Below are 16,557 nucleotides of genomic sequence, written 5' to 3' on the forward strand. Positions count from 1 at the left end.
AACAAAAAAAGATGTCCCTGTAGGAAATTGCCTCTACAGTGAACATCTTCAACGAGCCTTAAAAAGCGCTGCAAAAATATAAAATAGCCACTATAGATGAATTTCTCTACGTGGCTGTAAGTCGTGTTTAAAAATCTTTAGCCATCATAGATACAAACCTGGTTTGTTTGTACCCACGAAGTCATGAATACAAACCTATCTAAAATAGCTAAAGTAATACGTATTCAGTTTTGTAAGTTTTCTAGATTTCATAAAAAATCGCTCCAAACTGATGTAAGAATTGTACCTAGTATAGACATAAAAAAATCGACTGTCAATCATTTTTATGAAACTTTTTTTAATTTTCTGATAGTTAACTTTGTTTTTCAGAAAAATAACAATTGGTTTTATTGAAGAAAATAGTCATGAACAAAAGTATCTGAGAACTTTTTTACTCTCTTGTTCATGACATATAGAATAAAGCAGCTTTGTCTTGTAAACTCCGTTTTTCAAATAATAATCTAAAGATTGCTACTGAATAATAAAGCCGATTTCATGGTCCTCTTCGCTGCTGATTCGGTAAGGTGACTCAACATCCGCTCCCCAGCTATTGATACCCCCGACTCCTCTTACTTTTGCAAAAATCGTAAGAACCGTTCGTCTTTCTGGCGGTAGTTCTTCTATATGTGTTGCCTGTTCCAGTTCTTCTGCTTTGAATGGTAAAGCGGAAAAAGCAAATGGCGTATCCTGCTGTTCAAATCGCAACGAAAAATCTTCTTGATCTTTATCCGTATTATCCAACGTTTGATTTCTTGTTAGTTCTACCCATTTCGTTTCCATATGCATGCCGCATTCTTGGGGAACAAGGTATGGGGAAACGGGGAGTCCTGCCACTTTATAAATACCTTCGACACCACCAGCCATCCGATCCGGATATGTTTCCCCTGATAGGCCTTCATACTCAAAAAATTTTGCTTTCGTTGGCATAATGAACCTTAAACCCAATGCGGGTAATTCCGGTAATCCTTTTTGTCCATAATAATGCATATTGACAAGCATTTTACCCTCTCCAGCGATTTGGTAGGAAATTGTCACTTGGGTTTTTGGTACTGTGTTGATTTCCAGTGTAAAAATGATTTCAACCGTTTCAGCGTATTCATTACTTGAATATTGATTATTTACTGGAGCAATCGGCAAATCGATCTTTTTATTGTCCACCAGTACTTCTATTTCTTTGACTTTTGGATACAATCCGGCTCCTAACCACATACCGGATTTAAATCCAAATCCGCTACCTCTGTCATTATCGGTCGTTGCTCGCCAAAAAACTGGAAGTGTTTCCCGGTATAGCCATTCTTTTCCGTTTTTATTGAGCGATTCCAGTCCGCCTCTTGTATAAGAAAAAATATAATGCGTATTCCCCGATTTGACACCTAATGTACAGTCGCCGAAGACGATTGCAACTTTTTCCGTATCCATATGACTTTTATTTACTGTATTTTTCATAATAATATCTTACCTCCTGCATGGCGGGTTTTTCTTGTCCATCTGCAAAAACGATCCCATTCCCTGAGAATTCATAGTCACTTGGTTTATCGTCAAAGTCACCGCCATAGCGCATCACTTCTCTGCCTGTGATTGGATCAGTCACTTGGATCGCCTGATCTTTAAAATCCCATATATAGCCTCCTTGGTACATTTCATAACGATCAAGCAACGTCATGTAAGAATCCATTCCACCTAACGAATTCCCCATGTCATGCATATATTCACATAAGATGAACGGTTTTTCCGCTTTATTTTCAAGGTAGTCAATGATCTCTTCTGGTGGCGCATACATGCAGCTTTTTACATCTGAAATCGAATCTTCGAATGCTGGATTTGGAAAATTCCCTTCATAATGGACAAGTCGATCGGGGTCTACTTTTTTGAAGTAATCGTTCATTTGTCGAATGTTTTCTTCCGCATAAGATTCATTTCCAAGAGACCAAAAAAGAATACTTGGATGGTTTTTTAATGTTTCGAAATTCGTTTTTGCTCGATCAAGAACAGCCGCCTGCCACTGAGGTACTGCACCTGGTACGTTGTAAGAAGGCTCAAATGCGCCCATTTTTTGCCATGAGCCATGGGATTCGAGGTTCGTTTCCGCCATCACATGGATTCCTGCTTGGTCGCATAAATAATACCAAGTGATCTGGTTGGGGTAATGAGATGTCCGTACGCCGTTGATCTTTGCATTTTTTATGATAGCCAAATCTTTTTCCATATCTTCTATAGTGATGGCGCGTCCTTTTTTCGGATGCCACTCATGTCGATTTACCCCGTTGATAATCATCCGTTTTCCATTGAAGTAGATGATTTTATCTTTGATTTCGATTTTACGAAAACCGAAGGAATAGTCAATATACTCCGTTACTCTTTTTTCTTCGTCTATCGTCTCCAATTCAAGCTTATATAAATTGGGCTGAAAATGCCCCCACAGTGCCACATTTTCAAATCCATCGATGCGAATCGTCATTTGCTCTTTTAACGGATATTGCTGTTGATAGATTTCCTTCCCATCAGGATCTAGTATCGCTACATTCAGCTGACTGTTTTTGGCTACTTGCTCAAAAGACAAATCTACTTCAAGTTTGCCATTTTGACATTTGTCATCTAAGCGAGGTTTGATCCAAAGATCTTCTAAATGGTTTTGTCCTCGAGCAACTAAGAAGACATCTCTGAAGATCCCAAAAAATCGGAAAAAGTCCTGATCTTCCAAGAATGCAGCTGTACTTCTTTTGTAAACCTCCACAGCTAGAATATTTTCTTCTTCCAAATAAGGTGTTAAATCAAATTCAGACGGAGTGAACGAATCTTCGGCATACCCGATAAAATGACCATTCAACCAAATAAACATTGCTTGTTCTACACCAGCAAAATGAATCGAGATTTGTTTTCCCTTTAGACCTTCTTCTAATCGAAAAGTCGTCAAATACGAACCAACCGGATTGTCTTTAGCAGCTGAAAAGATCCCTTCCGCCTCTTTCTCAGGGCTTGTCGTGAAAGGGGGACGGCGAAATACATGTCCCTCCCACGGATACATCGTATTGATGTAATGGATCTTGTCATAATTTGCTAATTCAATATGACTAGGAACAGTGATTTCATCAAAAGAACAGGCATCAAAATCTTTTTTATAAAATGTTTTTGGTCGTACCGAAGGATTTGGCGAATAACAAAAACGCCATGATCCATTTAAAGACTGTTTAAGGGAGGATGTGGTTTCTACTTCTTCCCTTGTTGCATAACAAACATGATCGCTATGTGCATTTGATTGGTTCACTCTAAAAACTTGTGGATCATCTAACCATTTTATATTTGCTTTCATACTTTTTTCCTTCTCTCTCATAACTTTTTGAAATGAAGCAGTTCTGTTTGGAAATCACCTTGAAAATCGGGGAAGTAAAGTCCAACTGTCATCAATTCGGCCCCCGAAAATATCCGCTTCGAGGTCTGTTCCTGATAAAGTGCCTCATCATCTAACCCCATCAGATATACTTCATGGAACGCTGGTTGAGCTGAAGCTAGTATCCTCCCTAAAAACACAATAGCTTCATCTTGTTTAGGAGACACAAACATCCATGCGGCAATATTTTCTTCAAAAGGACTCGCCAAACGATAATAATGGCCATACTGGATCACCGGACGAATCGTTTGATAGGATATAATTTGGTCTTTTACTTGCTTTTCTTCTTCAGGAGACAGCTTTGTCAAATCCAGTTCATAACCAAAAACAGCGCTCATAGCTGTTTCTCCTCTTGTTTTCAACGAAGTAGATCTGTCGGTCTGATGATTTGGTACAGCTGATACATGAGCTGTGATGGACGAAATCGGATAAGCAAGGCTTGTTCCATATTGGATTTTCATACGCTCCACTGCATCCGTGTTATCACTTGTCCATGACTGCGGCATATAATAAATAAACCCGGCATCAAACCGTCCACCTCCACCAGAACAGCCTTCCCATAAGATTTCCGGATAATCAGTTGTCAAATGTTCAAGTAGTTCATAAAGCCCGAGCATATAACGATGCGCTACTTCTCCTTGTCTCTGTGGGTCAAGGGTAATCGAATAGACATCTGAAAGCGAACGGTTCATATCCCATTTGATGTAGTCAAGAGGAATCGTATCTAAAATCTTTCTCATTTGTTTCTCAATCGTCTGCCGAACATCTAACCTTGTAAAATCCAGTACATGTTGTGATCTGGAAGCAGAAGGCATTCTACCTGGCTCCTGCATAAGAAAATCAGGATGTGTTCGATACAGTTCAGAATCAACCGAGATCATTTCAGGTTCAAACCATAAACCAAATTTCAATCCTTTGCTATGAGCATAATCTGCTATTTCACGTAATCCATTTGTCAACTTGCCTTCATACTCGAACCAGTCTCCTAATGAAGAATTGTCCGCATCTCTTTTTCCAAACCAGCCATCATCTAATACGAACATTTCGATGCCTAGCTCCTTTGCTTCATCAATGATCGCCTTGATTTTTTCACTATTGAAGTCAAAGTAAGTGGCTTCCCAGTTATTGACCAGAATCGGCCGTTCAGCAAATTGATGACGACCTCTTGCGATTCTTTCACGTAGCAACTCATGGTGGATCTGACTCATTTTGTTCAATCCCTGACTTGAGTAAGAAAGGATCATTTCAGGTGTTTGAAAAGACTGGCCTGCATTCAATTCCCACGAAAAACGATGGCTGTTGATCCCACCGACGACTCTCAATTGATTGATCTGATCTTTTTCAAGTTCGAAAGAATGGTTGCCGGAATAAACAAATTGAAGTCCGATCGCTTCTCCAGTATTTTCTGTCGTATGATGATGAACTAAAGCAATAAAGTTATTCATATGGTGACTGCTCGTTCCTCGACGGCTTTCAAATACTTTTGTTCCAGATAAAACAGATTGCCGTGAAATCTGTCTTTCATTGACATGTGCTCCTGGCAAAGCAATGACTTCATCAAATCGCCTAGTATGGGCAAAGTCTAGCTGGAAACTAGCCGCTTTTTCTAGTTTGATTGTTTCTCCGGTTTCATTTCTTATCTTTACAGATCGTGTGATCACTGCTCTATCAGTAAATATGGTATAGAACAAATCGAAATAAATCGCTGTTTCTCTATCCTTAAGTGAAATCACCAACGTTTGTGCCTCTGACTTGTCCATCACATAAGTTTGAGGCAAGCCTTCGATCTCTGGCTTCCCATCTGTAATATAATGGCTGTCATATCTCAGATCCAGTAAGTCTGATCCATTCTTGCGCTGAATGATCGATGCGGGCGTTCGAAAGTCCATGCTGCCATGAGAAGAGTATTCTTGCGGTAGTGTATCTTTCGACAGAGACCGGTCAGGATTTAAGGGAACATTTCCTGAAAATCCACGATCTCTTCGGGGATAATTTTTATTGTCTTTGTACTGCTTGACTGGTTTGCCAAAATAAATATGCGCCAATACATTGCTTTCTTCTATCTTTATCAGATAAGAAAGAAATGTATTTCGTAAATGGAAGACTCGGCTCTTTTCATCAAATAAGATGAAATTTTTATCTGTTTTTCTATGCGTAATATCCATCATTTCACTCCCAACAAAACGGAAACCGTTTACTTTTTTTTATAATTCCTGTATACTGTTTACTAAACAATTTTGTCAATAAAAATTTTTTATTTTTTTGAGGAGTGTGTAAAAATGGTTGGAATTAGAGATGTCGCACGAAAGGCAAATGTCTCTCCTGCTACAGTTTCCCGTGTGTTGAATAACGATCAGACGATCCATGTGGCTCAGACTACTCGGCAACGGATAGTAGAGGCAGCTGCTGCGTTGGATTATGACATCAGTACTCGTAAATATATCAAAAAGAGAATGCCTTCGATTGGTGTGATCTCTACGATCGGCAAAGCGAGCGAAGAACAGGATATCTATTACAAACATTTGCGAGTAGGGATGGAAGAAGAAGCTCGACGTCTGCATTTAGGGATGAATCGAATCTATAATCTATCTGATAATCCTAAACAATGGGAAGATCTAGATCAGTTAGGTGCGGTGATCGTTGTTGGGACTGTTACGAAAGAATCGATTACCGCCTTGTTAAAACAAAACATGCAAATAGTCGTCGTGGATAACCCTGACATCCAGCAAGAGGTCGATATGGTGTATGCAGATCTTGAACGGATGACTAAAACCGTACTGGAATTGTTCTTAGAAAATGGTCATAAAAGAATAGCCTATATCGGGGGATATAAAGTCGATATGGATGAATTCGGTGGGAAGCAGATTTCTATAAATGAAAAGAGGATGCGTGCCTATCAGCATTTTATGATCGATCATCACTTAGAAAAATATATGTCTTATCATCTAGGTGGCTGGACAGAAAAACAAGGTGAGGTACTTGCGACTAATCTATTAGAAAATGAATCCCCTCTTCCTACTGCCATTCTTGTCGGGAGCGATCCAATGGCAATTGGTGTCTATCGGGCATTGAAACAAAAAAATATCCAAATTGGAGAAGAGATTGTTGTAGCAAGCTTTGATAATATCGAGACAATCGCAAACCTCTCCCCTGGCTTGACCAGTGTTCAAATCAATGCGAAATCAATTGGGCAAGCAGCTGTTCGAATGGCATTGGAGCGAATTGACGGTATACGGGACGAACCAATCATTTTGACTTATCCTGCACGATTGATTGTTAGGGAAAGTTTTATCCCAAGAACAAAAAGGTATTGAAAGAGAGGTTGTGAAAAGCCGCTTCGTTTCTTCATACTCAAAACGAAACGGCTTTTTCACAACCTCTTACTTATACTTATTCACAAAATCCAATGTCTGCTGGTAACAATTTTGCGATTCTTTTAGCGTGTAATCAAATTGGTATTCATGGGTAATCTCTTTTTTTGTATCTGTATAAAACAAGGATTGCACGGGTACCTTTAATTCTGTCAACCGATTTTCTAATGCTTGACCTTGCTCCTGGAATGAGTATGCATTTCCGTCAGTTATATACGTTGGCGGAAATTCCTTAGAAACATGGTCAGCCACACTAGCTTCTTTCAATTGCTCACTCGTTTTCCAATCTTTTGTTCCAATCAACGACCACGCAACGGTTTTGACGAAAAACTTCATAAATCGATCATCCGAATGCTGCTGTGCTGTTAGCTTCAAATCAACAGGTCCGCAATAAGAAATGGTTCCTTTCAGACTATCTTTTGGAAGTAGATGTTTGATTTTCATTTGTTTAGCATACGCATCATTCGTTTGTATAGCTGCATATTGCAATGCGATTTGTGAACCTGCACTATCTCCACCAAAAAATAATTGTTCCATGTCTAGCAATTTGTCGTCTTTTTCTTCAGCTAATAAATCTTTGATCAGTTCATTCACTTGAAGAACTTGATTAGGGTATTCTGAATCAGGCGCTAATTCATAATTCATCGCAACCACTGCGATGTTGGCGTCTGAAACTAATTTTGTCGCAAATTCTTTGACACCCGATTTATCTCCGCCGACGAATCCTCCACCATGTACCCAAAATAGAACAGGAACAGGCCCCTTGCTGTTTTTTGGATAGTAGATGTCATAAGTATTCTCTTTATACTTGGACTCATACGTCAAATCTGTTTTTTTCGCCACGTTTTTTTCTGCTTGATCGAACGTTTTTTTATCAGTGATTTGAACAGTATTTGAAAACATATGGTTGATCAAGAATGCTCCAGGTCTGGGGGAAAGCTGGAAGGCAAGAAAGATTGCAAACGCGATCCCAAGAATGATTCCGAAGAACCATCCGATAAATTTAAGAATTTTCTTTTTCATAAGGCTCCCTCAGTAGTTAGTATTAAGCATTCTGATTATACCATAGTGTTATTTCCTATCAAGCTCTCCTAGATGATTTAATGATTTTCCCCAAACTTCTTCTGCAATGCTTTTGACAAAAGAAATTTTTTCCATTGTTCTTCAAACAAAACATTTTCTTCTTCTGTTGAAGCAAATCCACATTGAGGACTTAAGCACAAACGATCCAAAGGCAGATATCGTGTCGCTTCGTAGATCCGGTCAATCACTTGCTGGTGCTCTTCCATTTCGCCATTTTTCGTTACAGTCAAAATCTAAGACAACTAATTTATCTTCAGAGACTTTCTCTAAAAGAACAAAACTCCCAGCACGTTCACTATCGTATTCTAAATAATAGGCACGGACATTTTCTTGAGTAAAATAATGGGTCTGCTACGTCGTCATCCCCCCTGATGCCGCCAAAATCGAATAATAATTTCCGCGTCAAACATGTATATTTAGTGTTGAATCATTTGAGAATATGAAAATAAAAATCTTTTTGATCAATCAGTTAATCAAATTGAAATAACGAAAAATCTGAGACAGAATGACGTTCATTCTGACCCAGATTTGATTTTGCACAACTCAACAGTCCTTATTGGCAAATCGCCAAAATAATGTAGACTAACTAAAAAGACTAAGAAACAATAACAAAAGTTAACACTTCTTAGTCTTTCTTTAGCACGTCTATTTATTAAAGATTTTAGGGCCTTTTCTCATGTTTTTACGATCATTCTTAGGTGTTTCCATTTGTTTGGATCGGCCTCCACCTTGTTTCTTTTTGATCAATTCTTTCATTTTTTCTTTTTGGTCCATTTTTATTCTCCTTTAACGAATGAAGCGACTAATTCGATATGATGGGTTTGCGGGAAAAGATCTACAGGCTGAACTTTCTTCACGGCATAACCTGCTTCTGCAAATAACTTAGCATCTCTTGCAAAAGTTGCCGGATTACATGAGATATAGACGATTCGTTCTGGTGACATTTCGATTGCTGATTCAATAAAATGATGATCTAATCCTTTTCGTGGAGGGTCAACTACGATCACAGATGGTTTGATCCCTTTTTCTTGCCATTTTTTCATAACTTTTTCTGCTTTTCCGACTTCATAATGAACATTTTCGATTTTATTATTTAAAGCATTGAACTGTGCATCTTCAATTGCTTCTGGAATAACTTCCATCCCATACACCTTATCCACTCTGTCTGCTAAAGACAAGCCAATCGTACCTATTCCTGAATAAGCGTCGATCACAATGTCTTTTTTATCTAACTCGGCAAACTCGATGGCTGTTTGGTACAGATACTCTGCTTGTTGAGTATTTACTTGATAAAATGACTTTGCTGAGATTCGATAGGTTTTTCCTAATAGCTGATCTTCGATATAGTCTCTGCCATATAAAACTTTTTCTTTGTCTCCTAAAATCACATTTGTTTTTTCTTCATTGATATTTTGGATGACCGAAACCACTTCTGGCAATTCTTCATGAATAGCTTCAGCAATTTCCTTGGATTTAAAGAATTTTTCTTTACGAGTAACTAAAACGACCATCATTTCATGGGAATAATGACCACGACGGATAATGATGTGACGAAGCTGTCCTTCATTTTTTTCTTCATTATATCCTCGTACTTGGAACCGTTGCAAGATATCTCTGACTACTTTGATTGCTTGATCGATGACAGGATCTTGGATATAAAAATCTTCGATAGGGACTAGATCATGGCTATTCTTTTTGTAAAAACCGGTGGCTAACTGTCCATCGATACGGCGAACAGGGATCTGTGCTTTATTACGGTAGCCGAATGGTTCTGCCATTCCGACCGTTGGAAGTACAGGAACTTCTGGCATCTTAGCAATCTTCGCCATTACATGCTCTACTTGTTTTTGTTTGAAGACAAGCTGTTGTTCATACTTCAAATGGGCTAAAGGTGCGATACCTATGCGAAGTAATGCATTGTTTTCTACAGGCTGACGATCAGGTGATTGTGTAATAAATGTTTCGACTTTTCCATATCCAAACTTATTGCCTGCTTTTACTACTAGTATTTCTACTTCTTCTCCAGGGAGTGCATTTTCGATAAATAATGGATAACCATCGATTTTTGCTACCCCCATTCCTTCATAACTCAAGTCGACGATTTCGACTGTATATCGTTCGTTTTTCTTTACTATTTGCTGTTCTGTCATATTTTGCTCCTTTAAGCCTATTTTTCAATCCTACTGAACTCTACTATAAATCAGCTAATTACACAACTAAAACCGGCACTGACCTTACTACGTTCAGCACCGGCTTTTGATTAATTCTTTTGATTAGGTGTTTCGTCTGCTATTTTTCCGTCACCGTCGATATCTTCATCCGTTAAACGTTCGACTTCTTTTACGAATTCTTTGCTGACAACCTCTAATTCTTCTTCATCTGTACCTGTGATTGCTTCATCAGGAATCTGATCGGTATTGGCAAAGAACTCAATGTGTTGATGAAGATTTTGGAAATGCATCGGTGCTTCCCCGCCGTATTCACCATCTAAGTTGATCATTACTGGTCGATTGATATCATCTTCTGTTTCAACGAACAAACTGCTTGTTTTGGTATAGATTATTCTTGGATCATCGGCATGTCGACCGCCATTCAGCATGAGTGCTGCAATATGCAAGATCTCAAAGATATTTGCTGTCTTCACAATGATTAAAGAAAACTTCCCATCATCCAATTTGGCATCTGGCGCGATCTGTTCGAATCCTCCAACAGAGTTCGTCAGCCCTAGGAAAAACATCGAAGCATTTCCGATATATTCCCCTTCATCATACTTCAAGCGCATTTTGATTGGCTTTACTCGAGGGAGCATCTCTGCTCCTTTCGCAAGATAAGCAAGATAACCAAAAATACTCTTTAGTTCTGATGGAACTTCATAAGTCAATTCTGTCAAATAGCCACCTGCAGCGATATTGATGAAGTAACTGTTATCAGAAAGGCCGATGTCCATTTTTACGGTTTGGTGTTTTTTTATCACTTCTGCTGCTGCTTTAATATTATCTCTAGGAATTTTTAATGCTCGAGCATAGTCGTTCGTTGTACCAGCTGGGATGATGGCCATTTTAGGACGGTGTTCAAGCGGAGCGATTCCATTAACCACTTCGTTGATTGTGCCATCGCCACCAGCTGCCACTACTAGATCAAAACCTAGTTCTGCGACTCTACATGCTTCATTCTTGGCTGAATCTGGTTCTGGTGTAGTTGCATAGGCGCTGGCTTCAAATCCTGCTTCTTCTAATGCCTGTAGGATATCCGCCAAATTTTTTTTCAATAATTCTTTTCCCGAGGTGGGGTTATAAATTACGCGTGCTTTTTTCATTTTCAGCCTCTATCGTTTCGCTAATTCATCTTTAAGTAGCTTATTCACGACACCAGGATTTGCTTGTCCTTTAGTTGCTTTCATGATTTGACCGACTAGGAAGCCAACCGCACGATCTTTTCCATTTTTGAAATCATCGACAGATTGTTGGTTGTTATCCAAAATTTCATTAATGATTGGCAGTAGTTTGTTCGGATCAGATAATTGCACCCAACCATTTTTTTCAACTACTTCTTGGGCTTCTCCGCCATTTGTGATCAATTCACGGAAGACTTTTTTGGCGATTTTTGAGCTGATCGTTCCATCGGCGATCAAACGAATCATTCCTGCTAAGTTCTCAGGTGTCAATTTTGTCTCAGCTAATTCCAGTTTCTCACTGTTCAAGTAAGCAGAAACTTCACCCATCAACCAGTTAGATGCTTGCTTGGCATCTGCACCATTTTCCAAAACAGCTTCAAAAAAATCAGACATTTCTTTTGTAAGTGTCAATACCATTGCGTCATACTCTGGAAGTCCAAACTCACGGATATAGCGTTCGCGACGAGAAGCTGGCATCTCAGGCAAACTAGCTTTTACTTTTTGAATCCATTCGTCATCGATCACGAATTTCGGGATATCAGGCTCTGGGAAGTAACGATAATCACTAGACCCTTCTTTGACACGCATCAAAACTGTTTTATTCGTTGTTTCGTCAAAACGGCGTGTTTCTTGTTGGATTTCTCCTCCTGAAAGAAGAACTTTTGCTTGACGTTTTTCTTCAAAAGCTAAACCTTTTTTCACGAAAGATAAAGAGTTCAAGTTTTTCAATTCTGCTTTCGTACCGAACTCTTCTTGTCCATAAGGGCGAAGAGAAATATTGGCATCACAGCGCATAGAGCCTTCTTCCATTTTCACATCGCTGACTTCTGTAAATTGGATAATTGATCGCAATGCTTCTAGATAAGCGTATGCTTCTTCTGGTGAACGCATATCAGCTTCAGAAACGATTTCGATCAAAGGCGTGCCTTGTCGGTTCAAATCAACGTAAGAATAACCGCCAATACCATGCATGTTTTTTCCAGCATCTTCTTCTAAATGGACACGTTCGATCCGGATTTTTTTCTTTTTACCTTCTACTTCGATTTCGATCCATCCGTCATGACCGATTGGTTGATCAAATTGGGAAATTTGATATGCTTTTGGATTATCTGGGTAAAAGTAATTTTTCCGGTCAAAATGAGTATCTTTAGAGATTTCACAGTTTAATGCCAAAGCTGCTTTCATCCCGAATTCCAGCGCAGCTTTATTCATTACTGGCAGCACGCCTGGATAACCCCAGTCGATCACGTTTGTATTGCTGTTTGGTTCTGCACCAAAATGAGCTGGCGCTGGAGAGAAAATTTTTGAGTTGGTTTTTAACTCGACGTGGACTTCTAGTCCAATGACTGTTTCAAAATTCATTCGTCTTTCCCTCCTAAAATAGCTGGTTGTTGTTTATGGAATTCTGTTGCTTGTTCAAACGCATATGCCGCTTGATACATCGTTTTTTCATCAAAATAATTACCGATGATCTGCAATCCAACTGGTAATCCTTCTGATAAACCTGCCGGTACAGACATACCTGGAAGTCCAGCCAAGTTGACAGGGATCGTTAAGATGTCACTCATGTACATTGTGATTGGATCGTTAATGTTCTCACCGATTCCGAATGCAACTGTTGGTGAAGATGGCCCGATGATCAAGTCATAATCTGCAAAGACTTTTTCAAAATCTCGTTTGATCAATGTACGGACTTGTCCTGCTTTTTTGAAGTAAGCGTCATAATAACCCGCGCTTAAGGAGAATGTACCTAACATGATACGGCGTTTTACTTCTTCACCGAATCCTTCTGAACGTGAGTTGACATATACATCATCTAATGATTTCACATTTTCAGAGCGATAACCGTAGCGGATACCATCGAATCGTTGCAAATTGGAACTTGCTTCTGATGAGGCAATGATATAATAAACAGCCACACCGTATTTTGAATGAGGCAAGCTGACTTCTTCCACAACAGCACCTAATGAACGGAATGTTTCTGCTGCTTTCAATACAGCTTCTTTTACGCCAGGGGCCACACCTTCGCCTAAGTATTCTTTAGGTAAAGCAATCTTCATTCCTTTGATGTCGCCTGTCAGTCCCTCTGCAAAATCAGGAACTGAAACGCCTGAAGAAGTACCGTCTTTTTCGTCATAACCGCTGATAGCTGTCAATGCTAATGCATTATCTTTCACCGTACGGGTCATTGGTCCGATTTGGTCAAGAGATGAAGCAAAGGCAATCAAACCAAAACGTGAGACACGGCCATAAGTAGGTTTCATCCCTACGATGCCGTTAAAAGCTGCTGGTTGGCGGATACTTCCCCCAGTATCACTACCTAAAGAAACTGGAATTTGTCCAGCTGCAACTGCTGCTGCAGAACCACCAGAAGAGCCACCAGGTACTTTTGTTGGGTCCCAAGCATTTTTTGTTTTCTTGAAATAAGAAGTTTCTGTACTTCCACCCATAGCAAATTCATCCATGTTTAGCTTACCAACAGGGATCATATCTGCTTGATAGATTTTATCCATGACCGTTGCATCATAAATTGGTTCAAAATTGTAAAGGATCTTAGATGCAGCGGTTGTCAAGATATCTTTTGTTACGATATTATCCTTGATACCAATTGGAATACCAGCAAGGACGTTGCTTTCATCAATCCCTTTTTCATCTAAAGCTTTTGCCTGTTCCAATGCTTTTTCTTCGTTCAATGTAATGAATGCCTCGACCTCAGGCTCTGTTTCTTTGATTCGTTCAAATGTTGTTTTTGTCAAATCTTGTACAGTGATTTCTTTCGATACAAGCATATGATGCAGTTCTTCTAGAGAACGATTGTGTAATTCTGTCATTATGCGCCAGCCTCCCCATTATCGATGATTGCGGGTACTTTGATAAAGCCGTCTTCTGTTTCCGGCACATTTTTCAATAATTCATCGCGGTTCCATCCAGCTTGCGCCCGATCTTGTCGCATCACGTTTACTGTTTCAACCACATTCGACGTAAATGGAACACCTTCCGTATCTACTTCTTCCAGCATTTCAACCATATCGATGATTTTACCTAATTGGTCGGTAAAACTTGCAAGTTCTTCATCTGCGAACGCAAGTTTTGCTAATTTGGCAACGTGTTTCACTTGTTCTTCACTAATCGCCATACTACCCCTTCTTTCTAAACGAGTTAAAAACTTTGCTCTCTATTTTAACACAAGAGTGCCGTGTCTGAAATTGTTTATTGAAATTTGTCTGAAAAAACTCATTTTTCATTCTTCTACTGAGCGACTTTTAGCCAATGCATCTGCCATTTGATCTTCTGTCCAAACTTCGATTCCTAATTCTTGTGCTTTGGTCAGCTTGCTGCCAGCATCTTCTCCTGCTACCACGATATCCGTTTTTTTCGATACGCTACCAGTCACTTTCCCGCCAAGATTTTCGATCGTCTCTTTTGCTTCTTCACGAGTAAATCGTGTTAGTTTACCAGTAAGGACTACTGTTTTTTCTTTAAAAGGAGACTCGACTTCTTGCAATTGGGCATTTCGAAGCCCTTTGTATTCGAAATTGACGCCTGCTTGTTTTAATTCATTCATCAATTCATGGACTTCTTCGTTACTGAAATAAGTGACTACACTGTCGGCAATGATATCACCGATCGTATCAAGCGCAATAATCGACTCATAGTCACTTTTACTCAATGTTTCTAGATCACCGAAATGTTCTGCTAAAATTTTTGCTGCTTTCGCTCCGACATGTCGGATTCCTAACCCGAAAATCAACCGCTCGACCGAATTATCTTTGCTGTTGTCGATTGCTGTCAAAATATTATTTGCTGATTTTTCTTTTATTTTGTCCAACGTCAATAACTCTTCTTCTGTCAATTTGTAAAGATCAGCAACATCTGCTACTAGTTTTTTATCATACATCTGTTCTAGTACGCGCGGCCCCAACCCATCGATATTCATCGCATTTCTTGAAACAAAGTGGTTCAAACCTTCTTTCATTTGAGCAGGGCATTTAGGATTGATGCACCGTAAGGCTACTTCTTCATCCAAATGGACAAGTTCACTTCCACAAACTGGACAATGTGTAGGCAATTGGTATTCTTCGCTGTCTTTAGGTCGTTTATCTAACACGACTTGCGAAACTTCTGGGATGATGTCTCCCGCTTTATAAATCAGAACTGTATCTTTCAAGCGGATATCCTTCAACTTAATATAATCACCGTTATGCAGGCTGGCACGGCTTACTGTCGTTCCTGCTACTCGGACTGGTGTCATGATAGCTGTTGGCGTTACTACCCCTGTTCGACCGACTGTCCATTCGATGTTTTCGATTAGCGTTTCAACTTCTTCTGGCGGAAACTTGTAAGCTGCTGCCCATCTCGGTGCTTTGATAGTAAAACCAAGTTGATCTTGTAGCGAGAATTCATTCACTTTGATGACGATTCCATCGATTTCATAGGGCAAATCCACACGTTTGTCATGATATTCTTCAATGTATGACCACACTTCATCAATCGAATGACATAGACGTTTTTCCCGATTCGTGTGGAATCCAATTTTTTCTAGCTCTTCTAGCGCATCATACTGGGTTTTTGCTTGCATAGGACCGAAATCAGCTACTGTGTATAAAAAAGTGTCCAGATTTCTTTTCGCTGTGATTTTAGAATCTAACTGACGCAAAGAACCAGCTGCGGCGTTCCGAGGATTCGCAAAGATATCTTTTCCCTCTGCTTCTCTGTCTTGGTTCAATTGGACAAATGACCGTTTTGGCATGAAACATTCGCCTCTTACTTCGATGTTCATTGGTTCTTTTAATTTGATTGGGACCGACCGGACAGTTTTTAGGTTTTCAGTGATGTTTTCTCCTACAGTTCCATCCCCGCGAGTCGCACCTCTCACGAAATTTCCATCTTCATAACGCAAAGAAACGGAAAGTCCATCTATTTTTAGTTCACAGCAATAGTCAACTACACGTCCCACTGCTTTTTGTACACGTTGATCAAAAGCTATCAGCTCTTCTTTGCTGAAAACGTCGTTCAAACTGTAAAGCGGAATATCATGAGTGACTTTTTCAAAACCTTCTAATACTTTTCCGCCTACTCGTTGAGTGGGAGAATCAGACGTGATCAAATCAGGATATTGTTCCTCGATTGCTACTAATTCTGCGTATTCTTTATCATAAACATAGTCTTCCACTGTTGGTTTATCTTCTACGTAGTATTCGCGAGACCATTGGTTCAGTCTTGTACGAAGTTCTTCTGCTCGTTTAGCAGCTTCGTCAATCGTCATTTCATGTTCCATCATT

General features: G+C 39.5%; 13 protein-coding genes. 1 reads left to right on the plus strand and 12 read right to left on the minus strand.

Translation table 11 applies throughout. The features are described 5' to 3' along the window. Nucleotides 1–510: 510 nt before the first annotated feature. The 3 genes from ACIFUW_RS07730 to ACIFUW_RS07740 are packed head-to-tail and all read right to left on the minus strand — an operon-like array spanning nt 511 to nt 5,592. Nucleotides 511–1,485: a beta-galactosidase small subunit gene (locus ACIFUW_RS07730; RefSeq protein WP_002289516.1), complete on the minus strand. Its 975-nt coding sequence runs from the start codon at nt 1,483–1,485 to the stop codon at nt 511–513. Next, on the minus strand, nt 1,466–3,349 hold the full coding sequence (locus ACIFUW_RS07735) for a glycoside hydrolase family 2 (RefSeq protein WP_002289518.1): 1,884 nt from the start codon (nt 3,347–3,349) through the stop codon (nt 1,466–1,468). The genes ACIFUW_RS07730 and ACIFUW_RS07735 overlap by 20 nt, the downstream gene beginning before the upstream one ends. 17 nt (nt 3,350–3,366) lie before the next feature. Beyond that, a complete protein-coding gene (locus tag ACIFUW_RS07740) occupies nt 3,367–5,592 on the minus strand; it encodes an alpha-galactosidase (RefSeq protein ID WP_002302763.1) in 2,226 nt (741 codons plus the stop codon). 114 nt (nt 5,593–5,706) lie between these two features. Here ACIFUW_RS07740 and ACIFUW_RS07745 point away from each other — a divergent pair, with 114 nt between their 5' ends. Continuing rightward, nucleotides 5,707–6,741 carry a LacI family DNA-binding transcriptional regulator gene (locus ACIFUW_RS07745; RefSeq protein WP_002296414.1) on the plus strand — a complete coding sequence of 345 codons (1,035 nt, stop codon included), beginning with the start codon at nt 5,707–5,709 and terminating at the stop codon, nt 6,739–6,741. A 66-nt stretch (nt 6,742–6,807) separates the two neighbouring features. Here ACIFUW_RS07745 and ACIFUW_RS07750 read toward each other — a convergent pair whose 3' ends face one another. The 9 genes from ACIFUW_RS07750 to ligA all read right to left on the minus strand — a co-directional run bounded on the left by ACIFUW_RS07750 (nt 6,808) and on the right by ligA (nt 16,553). After that, complete coding sequence (locus tag ACIFUW_RS07750; protein WP_002305639.1) at nt 6,808–7,821, minus strand: alpha/beta hydrolase; 1,014 nt, start codon at nt 7,819–7,821, stop codon at nt 6,808–6,810. Between the two features lie 77 nt (nt 7,822–7,898). Beyond that, on the minus strand, nt 7,899–8,087 hold the full coding sequence (locus ACIFUW_RS07755; RefSeq protein ID WP_002288466.1) for a hypothetical protein: 189 nt from the start codon (nt 8,085–8,087) through the stop codon (nt 7,899–7,901). A 439-nt stretch (nt 8,088–8,526) separates the two neighbouring features. Next, on the minus strand, nt 8,527–8,655 hold the full coding sequence (locus tag ACIFUW_RS07760; protein WP_002295229.1) for a 30S ribosomal protein S9: 129 nt from the start codon (nt 8,653–8,655) through the stop codon (nt 8,527–8,529). Nucleotides 8,656–8,657: 2 nt separating this feature from the next. After that, the gene (rlmD, locus tag ACIFUW_RS07765; protein WP_002288467.1) at nt 8,658–10,031 is read right to left on the minus strand and encodes a 23S rRNA (uracil(1939)-C(5))-methyltransferase RlmD; all 1,374 of its coding nucleotides are present in this window, start codon (nt 10,029–10,031) and stop codon (nt 8,658–8,660) included. Nucleotides 10,032–10,141: 110 nt separating this feature from the next. Next, nucleotides 10,142–11,197 carry a diacylglycerol kinase gene (locus tag ACIFUW_RS07770; protein ID WP_169040275.1) on the minus strand — a complete coding sequence of 352 codons (1,056 nt, stop codon included), beginning with the start codon at nt 11,195–11,197 and terminating at the stop codon, nt 10,142–10,144. Nucleotides 11,198–11,206: 9 nt separating this feature from the next. Further along, nucleotides 11,207–12,637: an Asp-tRNA(Asn)/Glu-tRNA(Gln) amidotransferase subunit GatB gene (gatB, locus tag ACIFUW_RS07775; RefSeq protein ID WP_002288473.1), complete on the minus strand. Its 1,431-nt coding sequence runs from the start codon at nt 12,635–12,637 to the stop codon at nt 11,207–11,209. Next, nucleotides 12,634–14,106 carry an Asp-tRNA(Asn)/Glu-tRNA(Gln) amidotransferase subunit GatA gene (gene gatA / locus ACIFUW_RS07780; protein WP_002288475.1) on the minus strand — a complete coding sequence of 491 codons (1,473 nt, stop codon included), beginning with the start codon at nt 14,104–14,106 and terminating at the stop codon, nt 12,634–12,636. Before gatA ends, gatB begins: the two co-directional genes overlap by 4 nt. Beyond that, complete coding sequence (gatC, locus tag ACIFUW_RS07785) at nt 14,106–14,411, minus strand: Asp-tRNA(Asn)/Glu-tRNA(Gln) amidotransferase subunit GatC (protein ID WP_002288477.1); 306 nt, start codon at nt 14,409–14,411, stop codon at nt 14,106–14,108. The genes gatA and gatC overlap by 1 nt, the downstream gene beginning before the upstream one ends. Nucleotides 14,412–14,516: 105 nt before the next feature. Then, the gene (gene ligA / locus ACIFUW_RS07790) at nt 14,517–16,553 is read right to left on the minus strand and encodes an NAD-dependent DNA ligase LigA (RefSeq protein ID WP_002303894.1); all 2,037 of its coding nucleotides are present in this window, start codon (nt 16,551–16,553) and stop codon (nt 14,517–14,519) included. Nucleotides 16,554–16,557 lie beyond the last annotated feature (4 nt).

It is taken from the genome of Enterococcus sp. PLH-Efm8, from assembly GCF_053011625.1.